At 66.6% G+C, this 26,146-nt stretch carries 23 protein-coding genes; 17 read left to right on the forward strand and 6 right to left on the reverse strand.

Annotated elements, in window-relative coordinates; all coding sequences use genetic code 11:
- Positions 1–85: 85 nt before the first annotated feature.
- Positions 86–520, reverse strand: coding sequence for a VOC family protein (locus QRO95_RS16175; protein ID WP_021204492.1), 435 nt, complete (start codon positions 518–520; stop codon positions 86–88).
- Positions 521–857: 337 nt separating this feature from the next.
- Here QRO95_RS16175 and QRO95_RS16180 point away from each other — a divergent pair, with 337 nt between their 5' ends.
- Positions 858–3,653 carry a beta-glucosidase gene (locus QRO95_RS16180; protein ID WP_285302995.1) on the forward strand — a complete coding sequence of 932 codons (2,796 nt, stop codon included), beginning with the start codon at positions 858–860 and terminating at the stop codon, positions 3,651–3,653.
- 100 nt (positions 3,654–3,753) lie between these two features.
- On the opposite strand, the gene QRO95_RS16185 is transcribed toward QRO95_RS16180, so the two are convergent.
- On the reverse strand, positions 3,754–4,650 hold the full coding sequence (locus QRO95_RS16185) for a LysR family transcriptional regulator (RefSeq protein ID WP_285302996.1): 897 nt from the start codon (positions 4,648–4,650) through the stop codon (positions 3,754–3,756).
- A 105-nt stretch (positions 4,651–4,755) separates the two neighbouring features.
- Between QRO95_RS16185 and QRO95_RS16190 the strand changes: the two genes are divergently transcribed.
- The 3 genes from QRO95_RS16190 to QRO95_RS16200 all read left to right on the forward strand — a co-directional run bounded on the left by QRO95_RS16190 (position 4,756) and on the right by QRO95_RS16200 (position 8,630).
- Positions 4,756–6,114 carry an MFS transporter gene (locus QRO95_RS16190; protein WP_285302997.1) on the forward strand — a complete coding sequence of 453 codons (1,359 nt, stop codon included), beginning with the start codon at positions 4,756–4,758 and terminating at the stop codon, positions 6,112–6,114.
- Positions 6,114–6,500, forward strand: coding sequence for a DUF4440 domain-containing protein (locus QRO95_RS16195; RefSeq protein ID WP_285302998.1), 387 nt, complete (start codon positions 6,114–6,116; stop codon positions 6,498–6,500). The genes QRO95_RS16190 and QRO95_RS16195 overlap by 1 nt, the downstream gene beginning before the upstream one ends.
- Positions 6,501–6,719: 219 nt before the next feature.
- Positions 6,720–8,630: a CocE/NonD family hydrolase gene (locus tag QRO95_RS16200; RefSeq protein WP_285302999.1), complete on the forward strand. Its 1,911-nt coding sequence runs from the start codon at positions 6,720–6,722 to the stop codon at positions 8,628–8,630.
- Positions 8,631–9,058: 428 nt separating this feature from the next.
- Here QRO95_RS16200 and QRO95_RS16205 read toward each other — a convergent pair whose 3' ends face one another.
- Positions 9,059–10,012 (reverse strand): AraC family transcriptional regulator, encoded by a 954-nt coding sequence (locus QRO95_RS16205; protein WP_032129614.1) that lies wholly within the window; start codon positions 10,010–10,012, stop codon positions 9,059–9,061.
- A 57-nt stretch (positions 10,013–10,069) separates the two neighbouring features.
- On the opposite strand from QRO95_RS16205, the gene QRO95_RS16210 reads away from it, so the two are divergent.
- From QRO95_RS16210 to QRO95_RS16250, 9 genes are all read left to right on the forward strand, one after another.
- Positions 10,070–10,363 carry a hypothetical protein gene (locus QRO95_RS16210; protein WP_125894599.1) on the forward strand — a complete coding sequence of 98 codons (294 nt, stop codon included), beginning with the start codon at positions 10,070–10,072 and terminating at the stop codon, positions 10,361–10,363.
- A 95-nt stretch (positions 10,364–10,458) separates the two neighbouring features.
- Positions 10,459–11,217, forward strand: a complete 759-nt coding sequence (locus QRO95_RS16215; protein WP_049398446.1) for an SDR family NAD(P)-dependent oxidoreductase — start codon at positions 10,459–10,461, stop codon at positions 11,215–11,217.
- A 159-nt stretch (positions 11,218–11,376) separates the two neighbouring features.
- Positions 11,377–11,829 (forward strand): MgtC/SapB family protein, encoded by a 453-nt coding sequence (locus tag QRO95_RS16220; protein ID WP_005410036.1) that lies wholly within the window; start codon positions 11,377–11,379, stop codon positions 11,827–11,829.
- Between the two features lie 221 nt (positions 11,830–12,050).
- Positions 12,051–13,709 carry an L-lactate permease gene (gene lldP / locus QRO95_RS16225; protein WP_132810342.1) on the forward strand — a complete coding sequence of 553 codons (1,659 nt, stop codon included), beginning with the start codon at positions 12,051–12,053 and terminating at the stop codon, positions 13,707–13,709.
- A 53-nt stretch (positions 13,710–13,762) separates the two neighbouring features.
- Positions 13,763–14,527: a transcriptional regulator LldR gene (gene lldR, locus QRO95_RS16230; protein WP_012480578.1), complete on the forward strand. Its 765-nt coding sequence runs from the start codon at positions 13,763–13,765 to the stop codon at positions 14,525–14,527.
- 4 nt (positions 14,528–14,531) lie between these two features.
- Positions 14,532–15,671: an FMN-dependent L-lactate dehydrogenase LldD gene (gene lldD, locus QRO95_RS16235; RefSeq protein WP_110712678.1), complete on the forward strand. Its 1,140-nt coding sequence runs from the start codon at positions 14,532–14,534 to the stop codon at positions 15,669–15,671.
- On the forward strand, positions 15,668–17,374 hold the full coding sequence (gene dld, locus QRO95_RS16240) for a D-lactate dehydrogenase (protein WP_285303000.1): 1,707 nt from the start codon (positions 15,668–15,670) through the stop codon (positions 17,372–17,374). Before lldD ends, dld begins: the two co-directional genes overlap by 4 nt.
- Positions 17,375–17,442: 68 nt before the next feature.
- Positions 17,443–18,075, forward strand: a complete 633-nt coding sequence (locus tag QRO95_RS16245; RefSeq protein ID WP_285303001.1) for an SMI1/KNR4 family protein — start codon at positions 17,443–17,445, stop codon at positions 18,073–18,075.
- A 117-nt stretch (positions 18,076–18,192) separates the two neighbouring features.
- Positions 18,193–19,077 carry a hypothetical protein gene (locus tag QRO95_RS16250; RefSeq protein ID WP_285303002.1) on the forward strand — a complete coding sequence of 295 codons (885 nt, stop codon included), beginning with the start codon at positions 18,193–18,195 and terminating at the stop codon, positions 19,075–19,077.
- Positions 19,078–19,175: 98 nt separating this feature from the next.
- Here the strand turns inward: QRO95_RS16250 and QRO95_RS16255 are convergent, their stop codons facing one another.
- Positions 19,176–19,472, reverse strand: coding sequence for an I78 family peptidase inhibitor (locus tag QRO95_RS16255; RefSeq protein ID WP_032128105.1), 297 nt, complete (start codon positions 19,470–19,472; stop codon positions 19,176–19,178).
- A gap of 171 nt (positions 19,473–19,643) precedes the next feature.
- Here QRO95_RS16255 and QRO95_RS16260 point away from each other — a divergent pair, with 171 nt between their 5' ends.
- Together QRO95_RS16260 and QRO95_RS16265 are read left to right on the forward strand one after the other, a co-directional pair.
- Positions 19,644–20,300 carry a hypothetical protein gene (locus QRO95_RS16260; RefSeq protein ID WP_032128104.1) on the forward strand — a complete coding sequence of 219 codons (657 nt, stop codon included), beginning with the start codon at positions 19,644–19,646 and terminating at the stop codon, positions 20,298–20,300.
- Positions 20,301–20,367: 67 nt separating this feature from the next.
- Positions 20,368–21,144: a CDP-diacylglycerol diphosphatase gene (locus QRO95_RS16265; protein WP_125895867.1), complete on the forward strand. Its 777-nt coding sequence runs from the start codon at positions 20,368–20,370 to the stop codon at positions 21,142–21,144.
- On the opposite strand, the gene QRO95_RS16270 is transcribed toward QRO95_RS16265, so the two are convergent.
- On the reverse strand, positions 21,141–21,740 hold the full coding sequence (locus QRO95_RS16270; protein ID WP_285303003.1) for a GNAT family N-acetyltransferase: 600 nt from the start codon (positions 21,738–21,740) through the stop codon (positions 21,141–21,143). The genes QRO95_RS16265 and QRO95_RS16270 overlap by 4 nt on opposite strands.
- Positions 21,741–21,959: 219 nt before the next feature.
- Here QRO95_RS16270 and QRO95_RS16275 point away from each other — a divergent pair, with 219 nt between their 5' ends.
- Entirely contained in the window at positions 21,960–24,686 is a 2,727-nt protein-coding gene (locus QRO95_RS16275) for a TonB-dependent siderophore receptor (protein ID WP_253143703.1), read from the forward strand.
- 110 nt (positions 24,687–24,796) lie between these two features.
- Positions 24,797–25,423 (forward strand): hypothetical protein, encoded by a 627-nt coding sequence (locus tag QRO95_RS16280; RefSeq protein ID WP_285303004.1) that lies wholly within the window; start codon positions 24,797–24,799, stop codon positions 25,421–25,423.
- 27 nt (positions 25,424–25,450) lie between these two features.
- Here the strand turns inward: QRO95_RS16280 and QRO95_RS16285 are convergent, their stop codons facing one another.
- On the reverse strand, positions 25,451–26,092 hold the full coding sequence (locus QRO95_RS16285; RefSeq protein WP_049398456.1) for a hypothetical protein: 642 nt from the start codon (positions 26,090–26,092) through the stop codon (positions 25,451–25,453).
- Positions 26,093–26,146 lie beyond the last annotated feature (54 nt).

Below are 26,146 nucleotides of genomic sequence, written 5' to 3' on the forward strand. Positions count from 1 at the left end.
CCGCTGTTGCTTCGGCTGTTGCTTCTGAGGTTGCCGGCCAGCGGCCGGCACTACCGCGGGTGCCGGGCACAGCCCGGCCGTCACCTCATCGTCCGTGCGGATCCGGCCGGTGATGCACGTACTCGACCACGGTGCCATCGGGATGCACCGCATTGAACGCCGCCCCGGTCGGTACCACCTGCAGCGGGAAGATGATTTCAGCGCCAGCCGCCACCAGCTTGTCGTGATAGGGCCGAACGTCATCGACCAGCAGCGTCCCCGTGGTCGAAGTGAACGGCGCCAGCGCCGCCTCGCTGCCCTCGATCAACAGGAACGCACCGACCATCGCCAGACGCAGGCCGGCCTCCGGAAACGGGAACCCGGCATCGGCCACCACGCCCTGCAACTGCTCGTAGAACGCCACGCTGCGCTCCAGCTCACCGGGGGCCACGAACACCCGGATCAGCACGCGCGGCGCGCGCTGGCTGGAGGTATCACAGCGGTCGCGCCAGAGATGATCGAAGTCGCGGTGTACGGTCATGGGCTCGATTCGTGGCCAGGGACCCTCATTATCAGCAGCCTCGCGCGGCGCGCTGATGACCGCCGGTGATGGCCTGATAACCAGTGGCTGGGGTCGGCCTGTGACTTAGGTCCTGTTGACAGGTGTGAACGCCCTCGCACAATCTTCACATGATTGGGTCGCCCTGCGCGGCCCGGACAGGCAGGTTGTCACGCCGGGAGGAGGGTCCCAGGCGCAGACCGGCCCGTCCTTCGGCCTGCGGGACGTTGCCTGGCAACCCCTGCGCGGCATGAACGCTGCACCCTTCGGCGGCACTTTCCCTGGACCGATTGCCTTGGCAACGGAATTACGCCTGCCGATGAAAACGTTTACAAAGCCGCTTGCACTGTCCCTGGCCCTGTCTGCTGCACTGGCTACCCCAGCCTGGGCCGACCCCGCCGCGTTCACTGTGCTGACCCTGGAACAGGCCCCGACCGCCGAGGCCATGCCGGCCCTGGCCGCCCAGCTGAAGACCCTGCAGGTGGACGCGGTGAGCGTGCGCCAGGTGCAGCGCGGCATCGGCCAGGTCGATCCGTTGCAGGTGCTGGCCGACGGCCTGGGCTACGAGTACCGCTTCATTGCGGCGGGCAAGGACGATGGCCAGACCCAGCGCGGTCAGGCCGTGCTGACCCGGCTGCCGATTGCCGCTGAGTCCGGCCCGGACCAGCCGGGATTGAACTACCTGCGCCTGGACGATGGTCGCCACACCGTGGCGGTGTACACCGATGCTGGTGCAGGTGCCGCGCAGCTGCCGGCGCTGGTCACGCGCTCGCGGCTGGGCGCACCGGCGGTGCTGCTTGGCGCAGTGGCCGGTGAATCGGCCAAGGCCGCAGGCTTCGACCCGGCACGTGTGGCGCTGGAAGCCGATGCCAGCTATTTCAGCGACGGCTTCCAGGCCGCCAGCAGTGCACCGTTCAAGGTGGAAGGCAGCGCCCTGCGTGCCACGCTGCTGACCCTGGCCTATGCCGCCGACAAGCACGGCGAAACGCCGTGGATGGACACCACCCTCAACGCCGACGCGCGCGCTGCGCTGCTGCTGAAGGCGATGACCGAGGATGAGAAGTTCCAGATGCTGCACAGCTACTTCGGGCTGGGCAAGGACGGTGGCCCGCTGCCGGAAGGCGCAGTCGGTTCGGCCGGTTTCGTGCCGGGCGTGGCGCGGTTGGGCATTCCGTCGCAGCAATCGGCCGATGCCGGCGTCGGCGTGACCAATCCGGGTGGCATCCGCCCGGGCGATTTCGCCACGGCGATGCCGTCGGGCCCGTCCACCGCATCGAGCTGGAACCGTGAAGTCGCCTTCGCCGGTGGCGCCACGATGGGCCGCGAGGCATGGCAGCAGCGCTTCAATATCCTGCTGTCGGGCAGCGTCAACCTGCAGCGCGATCCGCGCAACGGCCGCAACTTCGAATATGCCGGTGAAGATCCGCTGCTGGCCGGCTCGATGGTTGGCGCGCTGATCCAGGGCGTGCAGAGCCAGCACGTGATCTCCTCGATGAAGCACTTCGCGCTGAACGACATGGAGACCCGCCGCAACTTCCACGACGTGCGCATCGGCGAACAGGCCATGCACGAGTCGGACCTGCTGGCCTTCGAGATCGCGCTGGAAGCCGGTCGCCCGGGCGTGGCGATGTGCTCGTACAACAAGATCAACGGCACCTACGGCTGCGAGAACGGTTACCTGATGAACCAGGTGCTGAAGCAGGAATGGAAGTTCCCCGGTTTCGTAATGTCCGACTGGGGCGGCGTGCACAGCGGTTCCAAGGCGGCGCTGGCCGGCCTGGACCAGCAGTCGGCCGGTGAAGTGTTCGACGCAGCGGTGTTCTTCGATGAGCCGCTGCGCCTGGCCGTGCATGGTGGCGTGGTGCCGCAGGAACGCCTGAACGACATGGTGGCGCGCATCCTGCGCACGATGTTCCTGCACGGCAACTTCGACAACCCGCCGCAGCACCAGAAGGTCGATGCCGAGGCTGGCTTCGCCGTCGCCCAGCGCACGGTGGAAGAAGGCAGCGTGCTGCTGCGCAATGAAGGCAACCTGCTGCCGCTGGCCGACAGCGTGAAGCGCATCGTCATCATCGGTGGCCACGCCGACAAGGGCGTGATCGGTGGCGGTGGTTCGTCGATGGTGGGCGTGACCGCCAAGGGCACCAACGCGGTGCCGGGCGTGCTGCCGACCACCTGGCCGGGCCCGGTGATCTTCCACCCGTCCTCGCCGCTGGAGTCGCTGCGTGCGGCGCGTCCGGATGCAACTTTCGAGTATGTGGATGGCACCAATGCCGCCGCTGCGGCCAAGGCCGCCGCGCAGGCCGATGTGGCCATCGTGTTCGCCACCCAGTGGGCGGCCGAATCGGTGGACCTGCCGGACATGCAGCTGCCGGACAATCAGGACGCGCTGATTTCGGCGGTGGCCAAGGCCAACCCGAAGACCGTGCTGGTGCTGGAAACCAACGGCCCGGTGCGCACGCCGTGGCTGGCGCAGGTGCCGGCGATGCTGCAGGCCTGGTACCCGGGCATCCGCGGTGGCGAAGGCATTGCCGCGCTGCTGACCGGCCAGGTCAATCCGTCCGGCCGCCTGCCGGTGACCTGGGTGGTGGACGAATCGCAGCTGCCGCGCCCGCACATCGACGGCCTCGGCTTCAAGCCGGCCAAGCCGTTCGGTGATGTGTTCGATTTCGATATCGAAGGCGCCAACGTCGGCTACAAGTGGATGGCGGCCAAGGGCCTGACCCCGACCTTCGCCTTCGGCCACGGCCTGTCCTACACCTCGTTCGCTTACGAGAATCTGAAGGTGAGCGTGGAAGGATCGCGCCTGGTCGCCAGCGTCGACATCCGCAACACCGGCAAGCGCGCCGGTGCCGATGTGGCCCAGCTGTACCTGAAGCTTCCGGCTGGCAGCACCACGCCGATCCGCCTGATCGGCTACGACAAGGTGACCCTGCAGCCGGGCGAACAGCGCCGCATCCGCATCGAAGCCGAGCCGAAGACACTGGCTCACTACGATGCACAGGCCCGCCAGTGGAAGATCGATGGCGGCACCTACCAGGTGCAGCTGTCGCGCAACGCCGCCGAACCGCTGCAGACGGTGGACGTACAGCTGGTGGAGCAGGTGCTGCGCTGATGCCTGAAGGCATGGCCCCGCAAGGGGCCATGCAAAAAAGGGGACGGAGGGGATTAAGTCGTTTATGCATAAACGACTTAATCCCCTCCGTCCCCTTTTTTCAGGTGACAAACCACCCGCGCAGGAAATCAATCAGCTGCCGCACCTTCGGTGAGGGCTGCGTGCTGTGCGGGTAGACCGCGTACACGCTCTGCTGCGGGAACCGGTGCTGGCGCAGCACCGGGCGCAGCCGGTCCTGGGCCAGGTCGTCCTCGATCAGCCAGCGTGGCAGCACGGTGACCCCGGCGCCGGCCACGGCGAAGGCGCGCAGGCTGCTGGCGCCATCCACGCGCACCACTGCGTTGCCCGGGTTGGTGGCGAACAGGGCGTCGCTGCCATCCGGTGCCACCACCGGCTCGTCGGCCAGGCGTGGGTAGCCGAGGCGGGGCAGGGTGCCCAGCTGCACGGGGTCATCGGCAGCATCGGCAGAGGGCAGGCGTGCCAGCAGGGACGGAGCCGCCACCGCGCATAGTGGGTGCCGTTCCAGCTCACTGGCATGCAGGCCGGAATCGGGCAGACGGCCGAGGCGGATCGCCAGGTCGAAACGTTCGGGAATCAGGTCCGCCGGCGCGGGTGACGTCGACAGGTGCAGCTGCAGGGCCGGATGCCGCGCACGGAACGCCTCCAGTGCGGGAATCAGGCGCAGCTGTGCGTACTCCGGCGTGGTGGTCAGGCGCAGCACGCCCTGCAGCTGATGCTGGTCGCGGCGGGCGGCGTCAATCGCCGCCTGTGCTGCATCCAGCGCCTGCACGCAGTGCTGCAGGAACTGCTCGCCGGCGTCGGTCAGGGCCAGGTGGCGGGTACTGCGCAGCAGCAGGGTCACGCCCAGCTCCTGCTCGAGCCGCTTCAGGTTGAAGCTGACCACCGCGCGGCTCAGGCCGAGCCGATCAGCCGCGGCAGTCAGGCTGCCGGCGTCGACCACGGCGCGGAAGATATCGAAGCGATCGAGGCTGACCATGATGATCCATTGTCAAAACAGGTTTGACAGTGTTGCAGCTGCCGTCGGGTTTTTCCAACAAGGTCCGGACGGCATGCTGGCCGCTTCCCCGCTGGAGCGCCGCCGATGCCGTCCCCCCGCCTGCGCCATGAGGCGATCTTTCTGCTGGTGTTCGCCCTGGATCTGGTCAACATGTTCATCGCCACGGTGGCCTATCCGGCGCTGGCGGCGGAACTGCATGCCGACGTCGGTACCCTGGCCTGGGTCGGCACCGCCTACATGCTGGGCCTGAGCGTGGTGATTCCGCTGGCGCCCTGGCTGGCCGCACGCTGCGGTGAGCGTCGCCTGCTGCTGGTGGCGTTGCTGCTGTTCGCCGCCTCCGCAGTGTTGGCCGGGGCTGCACCGGGTATTGGCTGGCTGTTGGGCTGGCGCCTGCTGCAGGGCCTGGCCGGTGGCCTGCTGATTCCGGTGGCACAAGCGGCAGCGTACCGACAGTGCACGCCTGACCAGCGTGGTGCGCTGACCCGCCGCATCCTGCTGGTGGCGCTGCTGGTGCCGGCACTGGCGCCTGCGCTCGGTGGGCTGCTGGTGCAGTGGTTGTCCTGGCGCGGCGTGCTCTGGGTCAGCCTGCCGCTGGCCGTGGTGGCGATTGGACTGGTGCTGGCGTGGATGCCGGCCGATGGCGCGCGTAGTGCGCCACGCCTGCAGGCCTATGCGCTGTCCACCGCGATGCTGGCGCTGGGCGCGCTGCTGCTGGCGTTGACCTGGCTGGGCGAACCCGGCCATCGGACCGCCGGTGCCGTACTGCTGTTGATCGCACTGCTGCTGGCGGCGGCCCACCTGCGGCATGCACGGCAGCAGGCGCAGCCACTGCTGCGCTGGTCGCTGCTGTCCCATCGCGGGCTGCGCCTGGCGATGCTGATCTATCTGGCCGTACCCGGTGTGTTCATCGGCAGCCAGCTGGTCAGTACCCTGCAGTTGCACCAGGCCGGCTATAGTGCCGCGCACATCGGCGCGCTGATGCTGCCGTGGGCGCTGGCCTCGGCCATTGCGATCACGGCCAGCAAGCGCCTGCTGGCTCGCTTCGGACCAGCCTCGGTGCTGCGTGCGGGCATGCTCCTGCAGGCCTGCGGCCTGTTGTTGATGGCGCTGCTGCCACACCCGGTCTTTGCCATTGCAGCATGGCTGTTTGCCTTGATGGGCGCCGGCGGCAGCCTGTGCAGCAGCACGGCGCAGACGCTGGCCTTCCATGGGGTCGAGGGCGAAGCATTGGGCGATGCCAGTGCGCTCTGGAACCTCAATCGCCAGCTCAGCTTCTGCCTGGGCACCGCGGCCATCGCGCTGCTGCTGGCCTTGGCCATGCAGTGGCTGCCGGCCCGCGCCACCGGCGTGGCGCTGGGTCTGGCCGCTCTGCTTACCCTGCTGCCGATGGCGTTGCTGCGACGGCCGCAGTTGCTCACCCTTTCGCAACCGGAGAACACCTGATGGATACCACCGCAGAACATGAAGTCCACCTCCTGCACGACAAGCTGCAGGCCTGGTTCCGCGCCGACGCCGGCACCGACGCGCTGGAGGACCTGATGGCGCATTTCTGCGCGGACTTCAGCATGGTCGGCATCGCGGGTCGCAGGCTGGACCGGAAGGCCGTGCAGGCACTGTTCGCGGGTGGTCATGGCGCGCGTCCAGGGCTGCAGATTTCCATCGACGCCCTGCAGGCGGTGGAAGCACCTTCACCGCTGGCGGTGCTGCGCTATCGCGAAGGGCATGCGATCGATGGCGGCGAGCCCGTATGGCGGGAATCGCTGGCGGTGCTGCGGCAGGAAGAGGGGCGTTGGCGCTGGCTGGTGCTGCATGAGGTAACGGCAGCCTGATCGGTAGTGCCGGCCGCTGGCCGGCAACCGCGTACCGTGCCCGAGGTGGATGAAGTTGCCGGCCAGCGGCCGGCGCTACCGGTTGCCGACGAGCGCAGCAGCTGGTCGCACATGTGCCATCAGTCCTGCCTGCATCCACCGCAGAATGCAAAGCCTGCACACACTTCACGGCTCAAGGCAGGAGTAGGCTTGAGGCTTTCCTGCCGGGAGGGGTTGTCCATGCGTGTGCGTGCCGTCGCTGTAGCCATTGCCCTTTGCCTGTCCAGCACAGTGCTGGCCGCCGAAACCCCGCCGATGACCCCGGATATCAGCGGCAAGCCCTTCGTTGCCCCCGATGTCGGTCGTGACTACGACAAGCGCGTGGTGATGGTGCCGATGCGCGATGGCACCAAGCTGTATACGGTGATCGTGGTGCCCAAGGGCGCGCGCAATGCCCCGATCCTGCTCACCCGCACGCCTTACGATGCTGCCGGCCGCGCCAGCCGCAGTGATTCGCCGCGCATGCGCGACCTGCTGCCGCAGGGCGACGAGGTATTTGTCGATGGCGGTTACATCCGCGTATTCCAGGACATCCGCGGCAAGTACGGCTCCGAGGGCGATTACGTGATGACCCGGCCGCTGCGCGGGCCGTTGAACAACACCAAGGTGGACCACTCCACCGACGCCTGGGACACCATCGACTGGCTGGTGAAGAACGTGCCGGAGAGCAACGGCAAGGTCGGTATGCTCGGCTCGTCGTACGAGGGCTTCACCGTGGTGATGGCGCTGACCGACCCGCACCCGGCGCTGAAGGTGGCCGCGCCGCAGAGCCCGATGGTGGATGGCTGGATGGGCGACGACTGGCTCAACTACGGCGCGTTCCGCCAGGTCAATTTCAACTACTTCGCGATGCAGACCGAGAAGCGCGGCAAGGGCACGCCGCTGCCCAGCCTCGGCTACGATGACTACAGCACCTTCCTGCGTATCGGTTCGGCTGGCGACTACGCGCGTTTCACCGGCGTGGACCAGCTGACCTGGTGGAAGAAACTGGTGGAGCACCCGGCCTATGACGGCTTCTGGCAGGGCCAGGCGCTGGACGCGGTGATGGCGAAGACGCCATTGAAGGTGCCGACCATGTGGCTGCAGGGCCTGTGGGACCAGGAGGACATGTGGGGTGCCAACCACGCCTACCAGGCAATGGAAGGGCGAGACAGCGGCAACAACCGCAACTATCTGGTGATGGGCCCGTGGCGGCACAGCCAGGTGAACTACAGTGGCAGCGAGCTGGGCGCGCTGAAGTTCGATGGTGATACCGCACTGCAGTTCCGCCGTGACGTGCTCAAGCCGTTCTTCGACCAGTACCTGGTGGACGGTGCGCCGAAGGCGGACACGCCGCCGGTGCTGATCTACAACACCGGCGAGAACCACTGGGATCGCCTGAAGGGTTGGCCTCGCAGCTGCGACAAGGGCTGTACCGCCAGCAGCAAGCCGCTGTACCTGCGGGCCGGCGGCAAGCTGGCGTTCCAGGCGCCGGCGGCGGGCGAGGGTGACTTCGAGGAATACGTGTCCGACCCGGCCAAGCCGGTGCCGTTCGTGCCGCGCCCGGTCCGTTTCGGTGACCGCGACATGTGGACCACCTGGCTGGTCAAGGATCAGCGTTTCGTTGATGGCCGCCCGGACGTGCTGACCTTCATCACCGAACCGCTGACCGCGCCGCTGCGCATCGGCGGCGCACCGGTGGTGCACCTGCAGGCGTCGACCAGCGGCACCGACAGCGACTGGGTGGTGAAGCTGATCGACGTGTATCCGGACCAGGAAGCGTCGACGCCGGAGATGGGCGGCTACGAGCTGCCGGTGTCGCTGGCGATCTTCCGTGGCCGCTATCGCGAGAGCTTCAGCGATCCGAAGCCGCTGGCCGCCAACGAGGTGCTGCCGTACCGCTTCGACCTGCCCAACGCCAACCACACTTTCCAGAAGGGGCACCGGGTGATGGTGCAGGTGCAGTCCAGTCTGTTCCCGCTGTATGACCGCAACCCGCAGACCTACGTGCCGAACGTCTACCTGGCCAAGCCCGGCGATTACCAGAAGGCCACGCAGCGGGTCTGGCACAGCGCGGCGCAGGCCAGTTACATCGATCTGCCGGTGTATTGAGGTTGATGGGGTGCGCCGGGTGCGCGATACCCGGCGGTGCGCGGTCGTGCCGGCCGCTGGCCGGCATCCGTGATGGTGTGAGAGCGTGTCGACCAAGGTCGACACCTACCAGAGCGGAGCCATGGAAGTTCGATTCAGGCGGCCGCGATCGTGCCGGCCGCTTGCCGGCATCTGGGATGGTGTGAAAGCGTGTCGACCAAGGTCGACACCTACCAGAGCGAAGCCATTGCAGGTCGATTAGGCGGCTGCGGTCGTGCCGGCCGCTGGCCGGCATCCGTGATGGTGTGAGAGCGTGTCGACCAAGGTCGACACCTACCAGAGCGGAGCCATGGCAGGTCGATTCAGGTGGCCGCGGTCGTGCCGGCCGCTGGCCGGCTTCCGCGATGGTGCCAAAGCGTGTCGACCAAGGTCGACACCTACCGAGGCCTTCAGACCACTTTCGATGGGCCCGTGCGCCAGCGGCTGGGTACCAGGCCGAAACGCTTGCGGAATGCAGCCGCGAAGTTGCTGGGGTGGCGGTAACCACTGGCGGCCGCAGCCTGCTCGACAGTCCAGCCGTCCTCGCGCAGGCCCTGCTCGGCGTGGCGCATGCGTTGTTCGTGCAGGTAGTCGAACACCGAGCAGCCGTACTGCTGGGCGAAATGACGGCGCAGCGAACTTGGGCTCATGCAGGCCAGCTGGGCCAGTTCGATCAGACTATGGGCGTGGCTGGGATCGTCATGCAGGTAGGCACGCACGCGCTCCAGGCGCTCGCGCTGGCCAGCCCGCAGCGTTCGTACATGGTCGGTCTGCAGATCCTCGGCCTTCAGCCCAACGGCCAGCAGCTGCAGTGCGACGCCTTCGCGCCACAACGCGTCGATGCCGTCCTCCCATGGGCTTTCGAACAGCTGGCCCAGCACCGGCAGCAGGGTATGCGGAATGGCCCAGTGGCGGCATTCCAGGTGGGTGTTGAGCGCGGTCTCCAACTGTGGCAGCTGGAACAGGTCCGGATCGATCTGGCCGGGCACCATCACGCTGACGCCGCGCATGCGCGTTTCGCCAGGATGCGCACCGGTCATCTCAACCTGTTCGCGGTGGTGCGCGGTCATCGCCGTACCAGCACGCAGGGTGAAACCACCGCGTCGCGGAATGCGCACATCGACCTGGCCCTGCAGCATCACGCGGATGGCCAGGCCGGGACTCTGCTGGGCGGTGGCGACATAAGGGAAGCGATTATGGACGTCGGAGGCGATCAGGCTCATGCCGCCGCGCAGGAACTGCTCGTTGACCTCGCCATGGCCGGCCCACTGGTCGTCACGCAGGTGTTCCGGGTCGGCGCGGTAATCGAAGCCATGGCGGTGGCCGAAGCGGCGGTAATCAGCAAAAGTGAAATATCGGGACATCGCTCGGCACGTGCTTTGGAGGTGGACGCTGGCATTACCTCGCCCACGCGTTCTGCAATGCAGATGCAGATCCCGTCGTTACCCGTGCAGACATGCTGGGAAGCAGGGGCGTGGGCACGCTGGATGGTGGGGGAACACCAGGTTGAATGGAATGTGTCGAAGAAACTGGAAACGTTTCCCATTGTCGCCTTGATTCGCGCGCTTTTGATTTCAATATGGTCAAAACGATTGACGATTACGGCCAAAGTGAAAATGCCGCCGAACATACGCCAGCGTTTTGCATGCATATCCGTACGCAATTCCATACATCAACTTGAGTTGAGGTTTCATGGCTGGAACGATCACCCGTAGACGCGATGTCGGCCGGGCCATCACGAGCGGGCGCGTAGGGTGCGGCGGTTGGCCATTGCAGGTCACATCGATACCCCCACTGATGGAGAACGCAGATGATTGACTACCAGCTCACCGGCAAGACCGCGATCGTGACCGGCGGCGTGTCCGGTATCGGCCTGGCCGTGGCGCAGACGCTGGCCGCATCCGGTGCCCGTATTTCGGTCTGGGACCTGAAGCAGGATGCAGTCGATGCCACCGTGACGCAGCTGCGCAGTGCCGGTGCACAGGCCATCGGCATTGCGCTGGACGTTACAGACGACGCGGCCGTGGAGGCGGCGGTGCAGCGCACGATCAAGGAACTCGACGGCCTGCATGTGGCAGTCAACAACGCCGGTATCGGCGGGCCGGCCGCAAGCAGCGGTGACTATCCGATCGATGGCTGGCAGCGGGTAATCGACGTCAACCTCACCAGTGTGTTCCTGTGCCAGCGTGCGCAGATCCAGGCGATGCGCACGGCCGGAACCGGTGGCAGCATCATCAACATGGCCTCGATCCTGGGCCAGGTGGGCTATGCCGGTTCCACCGCGTACGTGGCGGCCAAGCACGGCGTGGTCGGGCTGACCCAGACCGCCGCCTGGGAGCATGCGGCCGACGGCATCCGTGTCAACGCGGTCGGCCCGGGCTTCATCAGCACACCACTGCTGGAGAAGATGGACCCCAAGGTGCGCGCCACGCTGGAAGGCCGCCACGCGTTGAAGCGGCTGGGCACGGCCGAGGAAGTGGCGGCGCTGGTTGCCTGGCTGGCCAGCGACGACGCCTCGTTCGCGACCGGCACATACTATGCGATCGATGGTGGTTATCTGGCGCAATGATCGAGTGCGTGAAGGTTACGCATGGCGATGGCCAGTAGATCCAGGCCATGCGTGGATGAGCGCATGCGGTGAAGCATGCGGTGAAGAGGGCGTGCCATCGTCTTCACCGCCATCCCACGGCTGCCGAGCAACGCTCCGGGAAACGCCCGGAGCCTGCCCATGGAACTCACCCAGGATGTCTCGATCCTGCTGCGCGTGGCCGCAGCAATGCTGTTCGGCGGCGTGCTCGGTGTCGAGCGCGAGATGGGCAAGCACGCTGCGGGCCTGCGCACCCACATGCTGATTGCCGGCGCTGCTGCGCTGATTGTTGGACTCGGCGATTCAGTGGCAGAGCACTTCCAGCAGGAGCGTTACCGCGACCTGCTGCAGGTCGACCCGGTGCGCCTGATCGAAGCCGTGGTCGCCTGCGTCGGCTTCGTTGCCGCCGGCACCATTCTGCGTGGGTCACGCGAGGATCAGGTCAGCGGCCTGACCACGGCAAGCTCGCTGATCATGGCGGCGGCCATCGGCATCGCCGTGGGCATCGGCAAGTACGTGATTGCCATCGGGGTGAGCGTGCTGTGCGTGCTGGTGCTGGCGGTGATGCGGCGGTTGGAGAAGCGGATTTCGTAGGGAATCTCGAATTGCCGGCCAGCGGTCGGCACTATCACGGGACCTGAATGGTCGGACCAATATGGCATCTAGCCCTATGGTCTAATAGGCGCTTCGTCGGAGCGGCGGTTAAATCCGCTGCAAGTGGTCTGATCGAATCATTATTGGTAATACCAATAATCGACGACCATGGCGACCCACCGCCTGCGGTGGAGCACATCCCGCCCCAGTCGAGAGCCCCCATGCAGCCCTGGCAACACCTGTACGACCCCGCCGGCAACCTGTGGTTGTCCAGCCTGATCGCGCTGCTGCCGATCGCGTTCTTCTTCGTCGCCCTGGCCGTGCTGCGCATGAAGGGCTGGCTGGCCGGCACGATCACCGTGGCCATCGCGCTCGGCGTCGCCCTGCTGTTCTACCGCATGCCGCTGAGCCAGGCGCTGGGCGCGGCCGGTTTCGGCTTCGTCTACGGCCTGTGGCCGATCGCCTGGATCATCATCGGCGCGGTATTCCTCTACAAAGTCTCGGTCAAGACCGGGCAGTTCGACATCATCCGCGCCTCGATCCTGTCGGTCACCGAGGACCAGCGCCTGCAGATGCTGATGGTTGGCTTCGCCTTCGGTGCCTTCCTGGAAGGCGCGGCCGGTTTCGGTGCGCCGGTGGCGATCACCGCGGCACTGCTGGTCGGGCTGGGCTTCAAACCGCTGTATGCCGCCGGCCTGTGCCTGATCGTCAACACGGCGCCGGTGGCGTTCGGTGCAATGGGCATTCCGATCATCGTGGCCGGGCAGGTCACCGGTCTGGATGCCTTCGAGATCGGCCAGATGGCTGGGCGCCAGCTGCCGTTCCTTACGATCATCGTGCTGTTCTGGATCATGGCGATCATGGATGGCTGGCGCGGCATCAAGGAAACCTGGCCGGCAGTGCTGGTGGCCGGTGGTTCGTTCGCCATCGCGCAGTATCTGACCTCCAACTTCATCGGCCCGGAGCTGCCGGACATCACCGCGTCGCTGGCCTCGCTGGTCTGCCTGACGCTGTTCCTGCGCCGCTGGAAGCCGGTGCGGATCTTCCGCTTCGACACCGAAACCAGCGCCGAGGCGGCCGCACAGGCACTGGAGGCGCCGCGCTACAGCGTCGGCCAGATCGCCAAGGCATGGTCGCCGTTCCTGATCCTCACCGCGATGGTCACGCTGTGGAGCATCAAACCGTTCAAGTCGCTGTTCGCGGCGGACGGCCCGCTGGAAAGCTGGGTGCTGAAGATCCCGGTGCCGGGCCTGGACCAGATGGTGCAGAAGATGCCGCCGATCGTGGATGCACCGCTCAGCTACGAGGCGATCTACAAGTTCGACTGGTTCTCGGCCACCGGCACCTCGATCATCCTCGCCGCGGTGATCGCCATCATCGCGCTGCGCATGCCGGCCCGTTCGGCGCTGCAGACCTTCGGTGAGACCGTGCGTGAGCTGCGCATGCCGATCTACTCGATCGGCATGGTGCTGGCCTTCGCCTTCATCGCCAATTACTCGGGCCTTTCGGCGACGCTGGCGCTTGCACTGGCGCACACCGGTGATGCGTTCCCGTTCTTCTCGCCGTTCCTGGGCTGGTTGGGCGTGTTCCTGACCGGCTCGGATACTTCATCCAACGCCTTGTTCTCGGCACTGCAGGCGACCACCGCGCAGCAGATCGGCGTATCCGACGTGCTGCTGGTGGCGGCCAACACCACTGGCGGCGTGACCGGCAAGATGATCTCGCCGCAGTCGATCGCCATTGCCTGCGCGGCGGTCGGCCTGGCCGGCAAGGAATCGGACCTGTTCCGTTTCACGGTCAAGCACAGCCTGATCTTCACCACGATGGTCGGCCTGATCACCCTGGCCCAGGCTTACTGGCTGACCTGGATGATTCCCTGAGCCATGCACGGTCAGCCGACCACCCGCTGCGCGCTTCGGGCCACAATGACGCCATGAGCACGCAACGTATTTCGGACAAGGTGGCCGCGCAGCTGCGCGGCCTGGTGCAGGAACAGCGGCTGCAGCCGGGTGACCGGCTGCCGGCCGAACGCACCCTGGCGGTGCAGCTGGGGGTCTCGCGCACCGCGCTGCGTGAAGCCATCGCGCAGTTGGCCAGCCAGGGCCTGCTGACCGCGCGGGTCGGTGGCGGCACCTATGTGGCCGAACCGGCGGCGCGGGCGCGGCAGGCGCTGGATGAACCGCTGGCGCCCTACCTGCCGCTGTTCCAGGGCGATCCGGAATACCGCTTCGACGTGCTGGAGATCCGCCACGCACTGGAAGGTGCGACCGCCTGGCATGCAGCGCTGCGTGCCACCGACGAGGACCGCACGCGTATCGCGCAGGCCTTCCAGACCATGATGGACGCGCACGGCAAGGATGACCCCACCGGCGAAGCGGAGGCCGACGCGGCCTTCCACCTGTCCATCGCCGAGGCCTCGCACAACCTGGTGCTGCTGCAGGTGATGCGCGGGCTGTTCGAACTGCTGCAGACCAATATTTCGCAGAGCCGCGAGAAGCTCTACACCTCGGCGAGGACCTTCTCGCCGTTGTCCGACCAGCACCGCGAGATGATGGACGCGGTGCTGGCCGGCGACCCCGAACGCGCGCGCGCCGCCGCGCATGCCCACCTCGAGTTCGTGCACACCACGCTGCGCACCCTCGATGACAACGAAGCCCGGCGTGCGCGGGCCTCGCGTCTACCTTCCCCACACGGTTGACCCCATGATCATCTCCGCCTCCACCGATTACCGTGCCGCAGCGCAACGCCGGCTGCCGCCGTTCCTGTTCCACTACATCGATGGCGGCGCGTATGCCGAGCACACGCTGAAGCGCAACGTTTCCGACCTGTCCGACATCGCGCTGCGCCAGCGCATCCTGCGCAACATGTCCGACCTGAGTCTGGAAACCGAACTGTTCGGCGAAACGCTGGCGATGCCGGTGGCACTGGCGCCGGTCGGCCTGACCGGCATGTATGCCCGACGCGGTGAAGTACAGGCGGCGCGCGCGGCCGACAGTCGAGGCATCCCGTTCACCCTGTCCACCGTTTCGGTGTGCCCGATCGAGGAAGTGGCACCGGCCATCCAGCGGCCGATGTGGTTCCAGCTGTATGTGCTGCGCGATCGGGGCTTCATGCGCAACGCGCTGGAGCGGGCGCAGGCCGCGGGCGTGACCACCCTGGTGTTCACCGTGGACATGCCGGTGCCGGGTGCGCGCTACCGCGATGCACACTCCGGCATGAGCGGACCGAATGCCTCGCTGCGCCGCATCGGCCAGGCCATCACCCACCCGCACTGGGCGTGGGACGTCGGCCTGTTCGGCCGCCCGCATGATCTGGGCAACATCTCCACCTACCGCGGCAACCCGACCGGGCTGGAGGATTACATCGGTTGGTTGGGCAGCAACTTCGATCCCTCCATTTCGTGGAAGGACCTGGAGTGGATCCGCGAGTTCTGGAAGGGCCCAATGGTGATCAAGGGCATCCTCGACCCGGATGACGCACGTGATGCGGTCAAGTTCGGCGCCGATGGCATCGTGGTCTCCAACCACGGTGGCCGCCAGCTCGACGGCGTGCTGTCCACCGCGCGTGCATTGCCGGCGATTGCCGATGCGGTGCAGGGCGACCTGAAGATCCTCGCCGATTCCGGCATCCGCACCGGCCTGGACGTGGTGCGCATGCTGGCGCTGGGCGCCGACACCGTGCTGCTGGGCCGTGCCTTCGTCTATGCACTTGCAGCGCAGGGCGAGGCGGGCGTGGCCAACCTGCTGGACCTGATCGCCAAGGAAATGCGCGTGGCGATGACACTGACCGGTGCGCGCCGCATCGCTGACATCGGCCGCGATTCGCTGGTCAACCTGCCGTGAGTGGCCACGATGCCGTGCTGGCGCAGTTGCGCGATGCGGTCGGCAACCGCCATGTACTGACCGGCGACAAGGCCACCCGCCGTTTCCGCCGTGGCTACCGTTTCGGCGACGGCCCGGTGCTGGCGGTGGTGCGCCCGGGGACGCTGCTGGAGCTGTGGCGTGTGCTGCAGGCGGCGGTGCAGGGCGGGGCAGCGATCATCCTGCAGGCGGCCAACACCGGCCTGACCGGTGGCTCGACCCCGGATGGCAACGACTATGGGCGTCCGATCGTGCTGGTCAGCACGCTGCGCCTGACCGGCATCCAGCTGTTGAACGAGGGCCGCCAGGTGCTGTGCCTGCCCGGCGCGACGCTGGACCGCCTGGAGCAGACGCTGGCACCGCTCGGCCGCGAACCGCATTCGGTGATCGGCTCGTCCTGCATCGGTGCGTCGGTACTCGGTGGCATCTGCAACAACTCCGGCGGCGCGCTGGTGCGCCGTGGCCCGGCCTACACCGAGCTGGCACTGTATGCGCAGGTCGATGCGCAGGGCCAGCTGCAGCTGGTCAACCATCTGGGCATCGCGCTGGGCGATACGCCCGAGCAGATCCTGCAGCGCCTGCAGGCGGGTGACTACCGTGCTGCCGACGTTGGGGACGGCGATGGCCGCGCCGCCTCCGATCCACGCTACGCCGAGGAAGTGCGCCGGGTCGATGCCGATACGCCGGCACGCTTCAATGCCGACCCCAGCCGCCACTTCGAGGCAGCGGGGTCTGCCGGCAAGCTGGCAGTATTCGCGGTGCGCCTGGATACCTTCGAGAAGGAGGCCGCCGAAGTCTTCTACATCGGCAGCAACCGCACCGACAGCCTCACCGCGATCCGGCGCCAGCTGCTGACCGGCTTCGAACGCTTGCCGATTGCCGGCGAATACATCCACCGCGATGCCTATGACATCGGCGAGCGCTACGGCAAGGACAGTTTCCTGCTGATCGACCGCCTCGGCACCGCCCGCGTGCCGGCCGCCTTCGCACTGAAGAGCCGCGTCGATGGCTGGTTCGAGCGGTTGGGCCTGCGCGGGGTGACCGACCGGGTGATGCAGGTGCTGACCGGCCTGCTGCCCTCGCACCTGCCCAAGCGCATGGTCGAGTTCCGCCAGCGCTACGAGCATCATCTGCTGCTGAAGGTCTCCGCGCAGGACGCCGCGGAAACCGAGGCCTGGCTGCGCGGCTTCTTCGCCGACCATGAGGGCGGCTACTTCCACTGCACGGCCGATGAGGGGCGCAAGGCGTTCCTGCATCGCTTCGCTGTGGCCGGCGCCGCGGTGCGCTACCGCGAGGTACACCGCGACCAGGTGCAGGACATCGTCGCGCTGGACATCGCCCTGCGCCGCGATGATGCCGACTGGTTCGAGCAGTTGCCGGTCGATATCGATGGCCGCCTGCTGCACAAGCTGTATTACGGGCACTTCCTGTGCCACGTGTTCCACCAGGACTACATCGCGCGCAAAGGCGAAGACCCGATGGCGATCGAGCATGCGATGTGGGCGTTGCTGGACCAGCGTGGCGCCGAGTATCCAGCCGAGCACAACGTCGGCCACCTGTACCCGGCCAAGCCTGCGCTGGCCGGGTTCTACAGGCAGTTGGACCCGAGCAATACCTTCAACCCGGGTATCGGCCAGACGTCGAAGGCGAAAGGGTGGGGTGGCTGCGACTGTAGTGGGCATTAGCGGCGCACTCTCTGAAAATTCGGATCTCTTGCATTCATCACTGATCGGGTTCGCACTAGGCTGAGGTCTTGGCTGAAACGGATACAGAACCAATGCAGAGTGCGGATCAGATATGGGCGTCCATCAAAGCGTCGCTTCACGAGAAGAATTGTCTGGATGAAGTGCAGTTGCGACCGGGAGCTTCCGAAAGCGAGCTGGTTGAACTGGAAGCTCAGCTTGGAGTCGCTTTGCCAGATCTGCTCAGGCAGCTGCTGATGATTCACGACGGGCAGGATGGGGCCGGGCTTCTGTTCGGCACTCAGATGCTCTCGTCCATGGAGATCAGGCGGCAGTGGCAGGGTTGGCGTGAGATCGAGGCCGACGGCATGAACGAGGACTGCGCGGAGTTCATGAAGTCCAGTCCTGCGGGGGTGGTGAAGCCGATGTATACCAATGCACGTTGGATACCGCTGACTCACGATGGTGGCGGCAATCACATGGGATTGGATTTCGATCCCGATATTGACGGTGCTGAAGGACAGATGATTGCCTTTGGTGCGGATGAAGAAACCAAGTACCTTCTTGCTCCCACTTTCGCTGACTTCGCTGAGAAGGCTGTGGAGTGGATCACTCAGGCAAGCTGGGATGGTGAGAATCTCGAGTCGTCAACTGATGACGGCTTCGCTCCCCCGGCCATTCTCCGTACTGCTGGAGGGGCGTAGTTGGGAGCGCCGTTCTGACAGGTAGTGTGCCGCTTGGGTTCCGGTTGACCGGGCTGGTCGCGATCGTTCCGTTATTCCTGCGCTACCATCTTGATTCCACGAGCAGGAATCTCATCCATGCCCCCCGTCCTTGCCTGCACGACCGTGTGCGTTGCAGTGCTGGCCACCCCGATGCTGGCGCTGACGCAGGGCTCGATCCTGCCGCAGCAGCGTGACGCTGCGGGCAACGTGATGGAGCCGTTGGGGCAGGTGCTGATCGCCCATGAGACGGGGCCGGCGGGGCTCTACGAGTGCACGCGGGACGGCAACTGGTGCGTGCGCGTGCAGCCGGTTGCCAAAGATGGTGACCGGCCGACCGTGCTGGAAGTACTTGAGAAGGAACCGGGCCAGGGCACGCCACACACCTACCACGTCAGCATCGACGTGCCGCAGGAAAGCGAGCTGTCGCTGTGGCCGTGGATCGTGCGGCTGGCACCTGGCGTGGGCAGCGATGAACCGGTGACCGACCCGCAGCAGCGCGCCCGCCAGAATGTGCTGGTGGGTGGCATCGTCACGTTCAGCGCCATGTACTCCGGTGGAGGTGCCGACGCGTCCACGCTGCAACTGGCACGCGTGCGCCACCTGCAGGACGACATCCAGGTGGACGACGACGTGTTGACCGTGCCATGGCTGGGCAATGCGATGATCCGCGCCTGTTTCAGCGAACAGGACATCAAGCAGCGCGCAGGTGCCTGCCATGACGAATACGGCTTCTCGGCGAAGCTGGCGCTGGATACGGTCGCCGAGGGCATGCCGGTGCTGCGCTACCAGACCGTGGCGACCCGGTTCCCGGCCGGTGTTTCGCGCTTCGAGGATTCGCTGGCCAAGGGGCCGTGGAAGAAGCAGGATCTGCGCACCGAGCAGGACCCGGCGTGCACCTACACGCGGCTGTTCCGCTTCAGCGATGGGGTATTCCACCCCGACCAGGCGCTGCCGGATTGTGCGGGGTATACCGAACCCTGAACCTTGTAGAGCCGGGCCTACGCTCGACTGGTCTTCGGATGCGCCGCGCGAAAAGCCAGTCGAGCATGGCTCGACCCTACAAAAGCCCGCTGCCGCGCTTACTCGCAGCGGGTGGACGTGATGATGTTGTCCTTGTCCACGAACACGCGCAGGCGGTCCGGGCGGATGTCCTTGGTGGTGATGGTGCTGGGGCCGATCGGGTTGACCAGGCCGGCACCGCTCTCGCGGGACAGGCGACGGATGTTGGGCTCGTTGGCCGGCTGGCCGATCGCCCAGCCCAGCTGGCTGGCGTCGCAGCGGCCACTGCCTTTGACTTCCGGGCCAGGGGTGCTGACGCAGGCCGACAGCAGCAGGGCGGAGGCCGGCAGCAACAGGGACAGACGGAATGGAGACATGTGAGCGCTCCTGCGCAGGGGACGATGGCGGGAACGATAGCACCGAGCGTGCGAAAGGCGTCAGCGCCCCGGTCATTGCCGGCACAGCGTGGTCATTGCATAGTGGGAGGAATAGCTGGCAGTACGCCAGCGGGCAGGCCGGGCCTTTCCGGCGCAGGTGTTGGATACGGTATGACGGCAGGCAGTTTCCGCGGCAAGGACAAGACAATGACGGCCCTGATGTTGTCGTTGCTGGGCGTGGCGTTTGCCGCCTCCGCTGCCGATCCGGAATCCGAGCAGGTCCAATCCCCGGTATTCGGCGCCTGGCGCAACCTGCAGACCGAATCCGGCTACGCGCCGGCGCAGCGTAACCTGGCCTTCGCCATGCTGCCGCAGGCGGCCACCCGCGGCGACCGTTTCGCCATCCTCGACCGCGAGGGCAAGCGGGCGGTGTGCTGCCTGCAGGTGGCCAGCCCCTCGCTGGGCGTCGCTGCGCTGCGCGGGGAGTACCACCTGCCGCAGGCCTGGGTGACGGACCTGAGCAATGGCCGTAGCCCTGCACGACCCTATGTGCCGCACGTCTATGCGATGCAGCGGGTGGACGAGCTGGCCGACTACAGCTTCGCCGATGTACCTGGCGCCTACAGCGACCTGGGCGGTCTGCTGATTCCGGAAGGTGCCGCGCTGGAGGCCGACGGCAGTGCCGTGCGCCTGGGGGACAGCCGCTACCCGCTGCATTTCCAGCGCCAGCCGCACGCCGATGACGATGGCGCGCTGGACCGCTACAGCCTGCAGGCCGGCGAGGGTGCCGCCCCGATCGTGGTTGAAGTGCCGTTCGGCACCTACTGATTGCAGCGTTGCACTGGCTAGAATGCAGCGCGGCGCTGTCTGCCGTGCCTGCTCCGTGAGTCGTGCCGTGTCCTTGCGCCCCTTCCTGCTGTCGTCCCTGCTGCTGTTGTCTGCCTGTGCCAGCGCGCCTCCGCCTCCGGCCCATTCCGATGCATTGTGGCGATTGATTGAACGTGACTGCCAGGGCGCCGAAGGCCCGCGTGGCGATTGCCTGCGGGTGGAGACGGCAGCAGACCGCCGCGATGTGCTGGTCAAGGACGCGCACGGCGACTACCAGTTCCTGCTGATGCCGCTGGACAAGGTCAGCGGCATCGAGAGCCGCAGCCTGTACCAGCGTGGTGCACCCAACTACTTCGGCGCGGCCTGGCTGGCCCGCACCCACACCGAACGGGCGCTGGGCCAACCGCTGCCGCGCAACGTCGCCAGCCTGGCGCTGAATTCACCGCATGGCCGCTCGCAGCACCAGCTGCATATTCACGTGGATTGCCTGCGTGCCGACGTGCTGCAGGCGCTGGACACGCATGCTGCCGCTCTGGGCAGCCAGTGGACACCGCTGCCGGTGCTGCTGCGCGGCCATCAGTACCAGGCACGCCTGCTGCCGGGCGCAGAACTGACCGCCAATCCGCTCAATCTGCTGGCCTACGACCTCGCAGGCGTGGACGACGTCGGCCAGTGGAGCCTGGTTGTGGCGGGCCGGGACGCCGTGCAGGGCGTCCCGGGCTTCATCCTGCTGGCCACCCGTGTGGACGCGGGCACCGGCAACGAGGCCAGCGCCGAAGAGCTGCAGGACCACGCCTGCTCGGTGCTGACCGGTGCCGGCAACGCGCTGGAGCGGGTGCGCTAGTCCAGCATCCTGTGCTTGCTCCGCCACATGGGTGCGGTCAGCGCCAGCAGCTGGCGATCCTGCCAGCCATCCAGATCCAGATGATGGTCGCGCAGCAGGCCTTCCTGCTCGAAGCCGAAGGCCTGCAGCGCGGTGGCGAACGGATCACTGCAGTCCGGTGGCAGCATCACGAACAGGCGATGCAGGCCGACGTCCTCGAACAGGAACGGGCACAGCGCCTGCAGCGCCGCGTCGGCATGCGGGTGCCAATGCTGCAGCGACAGCAGTTCGGCGCTGCGCGCGTGTAGTGATTGCAGCCGTACGTGCAGCTGGTCCAGTACGTTGCCGTGCTCGTCATCGAACACCCCCAGCAGCAGCTGGTCGTTGTCCTGTTCCAGGCGTGAGCGATGCATGTGGGCGAGGAAGCGCGCTTCCTCATCGATGACGGACGGATCGCGGCGGCCGCGCCGGCGGCGGTCATCGAACAGGCGCCAGCGCGGCAGGTCGGCACGCTGGAAAGGGCGCAGGGTGACCGGTGCGGCCTGCAGCTGCAGCAGGTGACGGCGCAGCACCGGGCGCAATGGGGGAAGGAGGGAAGTGGGGTACGGGGTCATCATCCCCGGCACGATGGCCGTGCCTGCAGCCCTGCACCATTCAAAACATTGCAAAAGTGTGGTGTATGGCACTGCGGGTCTGATTCGGTTCAGGCATAAGGCCATCAGGCCTGGTCATTTCCGTTGAAACCCCCCATTCAGGACACTTTCGTTACGGGATCGTTATGCGCCGTACAGGCCGCTGCCCCCGTACCACCACCCGCCCAACTCCCCAGGAAGCCCATGTCCGCCTCCCACAAGGCGCTGCGCCCGCGTCCGCTGGTGCTCGCACTGTCGTCCCTGATGCTGGTCTCGATGCCGGCCTTCGCGCAGGAAAGCGCACCCACCACATTGCAGGAAGTGAAGGTCACCGGCTCGCGCATTCCACGCGCCAGTGTCGAGGGCCCGTCGCCGGTGACGGTGATCAGCCGCGAGCAGATCGATGCGCAGGGCTACCGCAATGCCTTCGACGCACTGAGCGCGCTGACCGAGAACACCGGCAACGTACAGGGCGAGGACTTCGGCAACACCTTCACCCCGGCCGCCAACACCATCAACCTGCGCGGGCTGGGCCCGAATCGCACGCTGGTGCTGGTCAACGGCCGCCGCCAGGCCGACTACCCGCTGGCCTACGAAGGGTCGGTGAACGTGGTCAACCTGGCCAACATTCCCAGTGCGCTGATCGAGCGCATCGAGGTCCTGGCGGCAGGTGCGTCTGCGGTATACGGCTCCGATGCGATCGCCGGCGTGGTCAACATCATCCTCAAGGACCGCTTTGAGGGCGTGGATGTGAACGTGCGCGCCGGTGGCACCCAGCAGGGCGGCGGCGACAACCAGCGCGCGCAGGTGGTCGGTGGTAGTTCCGGCGAGCGTTGGGATGCGCTGTTCGGCTTCGAGTTCGATGTGCGCAAGGCGATCCACGCGCGCCAGCGCGATTTCATGGATTCGCTGGACGATGATCCGGCCGGCAAGGCACCGCAGGCGACCGCGATCGCCTATCGCCGCAATGCCGCCACCGGCCGCAACATCGATCCGGGCGTCACTGGCTGCGACGGGGCGTCTGACATCTATGGCGGCAGCGTGTTCCGCGCCTTCAACCCTCGCCAGGGCTGGTACTGCGGCAGCAACGAGGCCGCCGCCAGCTACTGGACCGTGCAGACCCAGAAGCGCAACCTCAATGGCTATGGCCTGCTGACCTTCCACGTCAACGAGACCACTGACCTGTTTGCCGATGTCGCCGTGGGCAGCGCGCGGATCTACAACAACACGCGTGCGCCGACCTGGACCTCGGCCCGCAACTACTTCTACAACCAGACCACCGGCAACCTGGAAAGCTGGTACCGCCGCTTCGCGCCGGAGGAAATCGGCGGGCTGCCGCGCAATGCCAACCGCTTCCTGGAAAACTCGTGGTCGTTCAACGTCGGCGCACGTGGCCAGATCGGCGACAGCGGCTGGGACTATGAGGCGGTCTACAGCCGCTCGCGATACGAGAACCGCACCCGCCGCCCGGTACTGCTGGCCGGCATCAACGAATACCTGCTCGGCCCCAAGCTGGGTGTGCGCAACGGCGTTGAGGTCTATGCGCCGGATCCGGCGCGCCTGTTCCAGCCGTTGACCCCGAACGAGTACGAGGGGCTGTCCGACTACCAGGAAAGCCGTAACGCGGCATGGCTGCAGACCTTCAGCGCCAGCGTCAATGGCCGCCTGTTCGCGCTGCCTGGGGGCGATGCGGCGTTGGCAGCGGTGGTCGAGGCCGGCAGCCAGGGCTATCGCAACCGACCGGACCCGCGCCTGGGCAGCGGCGAGTTCTGGAACACCAGTGCAGGCGTCGGCGCCGGTGGCGAGCGTGACCGCTACGCTGCAGGTGTGGAGCTGCAATTGCCGCTGCTGCAGTCGCTGACCACCACCCTGGCCGGTCGTTATGACCAGTACCGTGCCGGTGGCGAGCACATCGGCAAGGCCACCTGGAGTTTCGGCGTCGAGTTCCGTCCGATCGAGAGCCTGCTGATCCGTGGTACGGCGGCGACCAGCTTCCGTGCGCCGGACATGAACTACGTGTTTGCCACCGAAACCCGCGGCTACAATCCGGGCATGACCGATTACTGGCGCTGCCGCACTGCGGGCCAGTCGTACGACAACTGCGATTACAACGGCCTGTCGATTGATTACAGCAACCGCGCCAATGCGCAGCTGCAGCCGGAATCGGCCAAGTCGTATGGTTTCGGCGTGGTCTGGTCGCCGCTGTCCGGCCTGGATTTCAGCGCTGACTACTACGACATCCGCATCGACAACGAAGTGACCAGCCTCGATACCAGCCGCATCCTGCGTGATGAGGCCGATTGCCGCCTGGGCCGGACGCTGGGCGGCGAAGCGCGCGATATCGGTTCGCCGCTGTGCCAGGACGCGCTGTCGCGGGTGATCCGCAATCCATCCAATGCCACCGTGCAGCCGGACCAGGTGACCCGCGTGCTGATCAATCCGATCAACGCGGCCTCCGAATCGGTTCGCGGCCTGGACCTGAAGGGCAACTGGCGTTTCGATGCCGGCCGCTATGGCCGCTTCACCACGCGCCTGGCCTACACCGTGGTGCTGGAGCACAAATACCGACAGTTCTCCGATGATCCGGAGCGTGACATCCGCAATTCGCTGGATGACTACCAGTGGCGCAGCAAGGCCAACGGCAGCATCACCTGGAACCAGGGTGACTGGACCACCACGCTGTACGGCAACCGCTTCGGCTCGCTGCCGAAGACCGATGGCAGTGGCCGCATCGCGCCGTACATGACCTACAACGCCAGCGTGTTCCGCCAGTTCGGCGAGAACCTGTCGGTGGGTGTGATCGTCAACAACCTGCGTGACAGCCGCCCGCCGGCGGACAAAAACGGAGGCGGCTGGCCGTTCTATCCGGTTGGCAACTACGACCCATATGGCCGCCAGTACTGGGTGCAACTGGACTACCGGTTCCGCTGATTCCGCAGGCGAACGAAAGGCCCAGCATTGCTGGGCTTTTCTTTGTGCAGTGCACCCGTGTTGCCGCTGCGCGCGTGGCATGCTGTGGCGCTACCCGGAGGAGGATGCGCATGGATGTCAGGGTGGGGAGTGTGATTGCAGTGGTGGCCATTGCAGGTTGCAGTGGCAGGCAGGCGGCCAGCGTGGAGGATGCCGCGGAGGTGGCCAATGCCGCGCCTGCGCAGTCTCACGCGCAGCCAGCGGAGCACGCTGGGCCATCGCGCGCGGCAACGGCATCGAGTGCCACGACGGCTGCCGCTGGGCTCGGGCAACCGGAGGGGCACTTCCTCGAGGGCGAGCGCATGCTGCTGAGCGAGGGTGCGGTGTCCGTGCAGAAGAGCGAGGCGCTGCTGGGTTCCGACAAGGCTTTCGCGCAGGCGATCAGCCAGTTCGAGCGCGATGCGGCTGGCCACCCGGAAGTGCAGGACCTGACCCGGCTCTACAGGACGGCCGCGACCCGGCTCATCGGCAGCGACGGCACGCTGGTGTCTTTCGCCTGTGGCTACAGCCTGTGTGTTGGCGAGATCCGAAGCCGTACCGATGAGGATTTCAGTGCCTGGTCCGAGGCGATCGGCACGGACAAGGCGGCCCCGGTCTACAGTCTGACCACGGCGCCGATGACATGGGGCAGGGACCAGCGTGGTGGGCGCTTCGTGTTCTCGGTGGATCCTGCAGCCAACGCCATCACGGGCCCGTAGCCGGCGGATGCCCGGCGCCGCGGCGCGTTACGGAAGCGCCTGCTGCAGGTACGACTCGATGACGTAGCTGAAAGGCTGCTGCTGGCGGTCGCGCAGCAGGGCACGCACTTCCAGGATCACGCCGTGATCGCCTTCGCCCCGCGGCGGCCAGAACGTCTGGTCAGCCAGGGTCTGGCGCTGGAAGCCCAGCGGGCCGACCACGCGACCGAACGGTTCGTCGGTGCTGTCCAGCACCTGGTTCATGGCCGGGCTGAGGTGACCAGGCAGGTACCAGTTGTCGGCCTCGGACAGCACGCGGCTGCCGCAGACCAGCTGCACGCGGCGATAGCGCAGGTCGGTACCCGGCTTCACGCCCAGCGCCTGCAGCACGTCAGCGGGGGCCGGCTTGTCCTGGCCGTGTATGCGCACGGCGCGCACCCGCGCCTGTTCGGCCAGGCCGTGCTCGGCGCACCAGTGTTCCAGCGTGGCGGTGGCGCTCTGCCCGGACAGCACGCGCTGGTGCAGGCGCTCGACCAGCGCAGCCGGGGCGATGCGCTGCTGGCCCGGCGGCGACTGCAGCGGCGCGGCGGCCGCAGCATCAGTGGCGGACAGGCTGGCGATCGGAGCGGCGGCAAGCAGGGACGCGGCCTGCCAGCGGCGGAGACGATCGTGGCGGTCGGACGGGCCCATGTGGCATCACAGCGGAAACAGGCGCCCATGTTACCCGTTCAGGGGTGTGCACGG

This window comes from Stenotrophomonas maltophilia group sp. Smal13 (assembly GCF_030236855.1).
In the GTDB taxonomy this organism is placed as follows: domain Bacteria; phylum Pseudomonadota; class Gammaproteobacteria; order Xanthomonadales; family Xanthomonadaceae; genus Stenotrophomonas; species Stenotrophomonas maltophilia_A.

Coding starts and splice junctions, on each gene's coding strand:
- QRO95_RS16175 (WP_021204492.1), bottom strand. CDS start 520: ATGACCGTACACCGCGACTTCGATCATCTCTGGCGCGACCGCTGTGAT.
- QRO95_RS16180 (WP_285302995.1), top strand. CDS start 858: ATGAAAACGTTTACAAAGCCGCTTGCACTGTCCCTGGCCCTGTCTGCT.
- QRO95_RS16185 (WP_285302996.1), bottom strand. CDS start 4,650: ATGGTCAGCCTCGATCGCTTCGATATCTTCCGCGCCGTGGTCGACGCC.
- QRO95_RS16190 (WP_285302997.1), top strand. CDS start 4,756: ATGCCGTCCCCCCGCCTGCGCCATGAGGCGATCTTTCTGCTGGTGTTC.
- QRO95_RS16195 (WP_285302998.1), top strand. CDS start 6,114: ATGGATACCACCGCAGAACATGAAGTCCACCTCCTGCACGACAAGCTG.
- QRO95_RS16200 (WP_285302999.1), top strand. CDS start 6,720: ATGCGTGTGCGTGCCGTCGCTGTAGCCATTGCCCTTTGCCTGTCCAGC.
- QRO95_RS16205 (WP_032129614.1), bottom strand. CDS start 10,012: ATGTCCCGATATTTCACTTTTGCTGATTACCGCCGCTTCGGCCACCGC.
- QRO95_RS16210 (WP_125894599.1), top strand. CDS start 10,070: ATGCAGATGCAGATCCCGTCGTTACCCGTGCAGACATGCTGGGAAGCA.
- QRO95_RS16215 (WP_049398446.1), top strand. CDS start 10,459: ATGATTGACTACCAGCTCACCGGCAAGACCGCGATCGTGACCGGCGGC.
- QRO95_RS16220 (WP_005410036.1), top strand. CDS start 11,377: ATGGAACTCACCCAGGATGTCTCGATCCTGCTGCGCGTGGCCGCAGCA.
- lldP (WP_132810342.1), top strand. CDS start 12,051: ATGCAGCCCTGGCAACACCTGTACGACCCCGCCGGCAACCTGTGGTTG.
- lldR (WP_012480578.1), top strand. CDS start 13,763: ATGAGCACGCAACGTATTTCGGACAAGGTGGCCGCGCAGCTGCGCGGC.
- lldD (WP_110712678.1), top strand. CDS start 14,532: ATGATCATCTCCGCCTCCACCGATTACCGTGCCGCAGCGCAACGCCGG.
- QRO95_RS16250 (WP_285303002.1), top strand. CDS start 18,193: ATGCCCCCCGTCCTTGCCTGCACGACCGTGTGCGTTGCAGTGCTGGCC.
- QRO95_RS16255 (WP_032128105.1), bottom strand. CDS start 19,472: ATGTCTCCATTCCGTCTGTCCCTGTTGCTGCCGGCCTCCGCCCTGCTG.
- QRO95_RS16260 (WP_032128104.1), top strand. CDS start 19,644: ATGACGGCAGGCAGTTTCCGCGGCAAGGACAAGACAATGACGGCCCTG.
- QRO95_RS16270 (WP_285303003.1), bottom strand. CDS start 21,740: ATGATGACCCCGTACCCCACTTCCCTCCTTCCCCCATTGCGCCCGGTG.
- QRO95_RS16275 (WP_253143703.1), top strand. CDS start 21,960: ATGTCCGCCTCCCACAAGGCGCTGCGCCCGCGTCCGCTGGTGCTCGCA.
- QRO95_RS16280 (WP_285303004.1), top strand. CDS start 24,797: ATGGATGTCAGGGTGGGGAGTGTGATTGCAGTGGTGGCCATTGCAGGT.
- QRO95_RS16285 (WP_049398456.1), bottom strand. CDS start 26,092: ATGGGCCCGTCCGACCGCCACGATCGTCTCCGCCGCTGGCAGGCCGCG.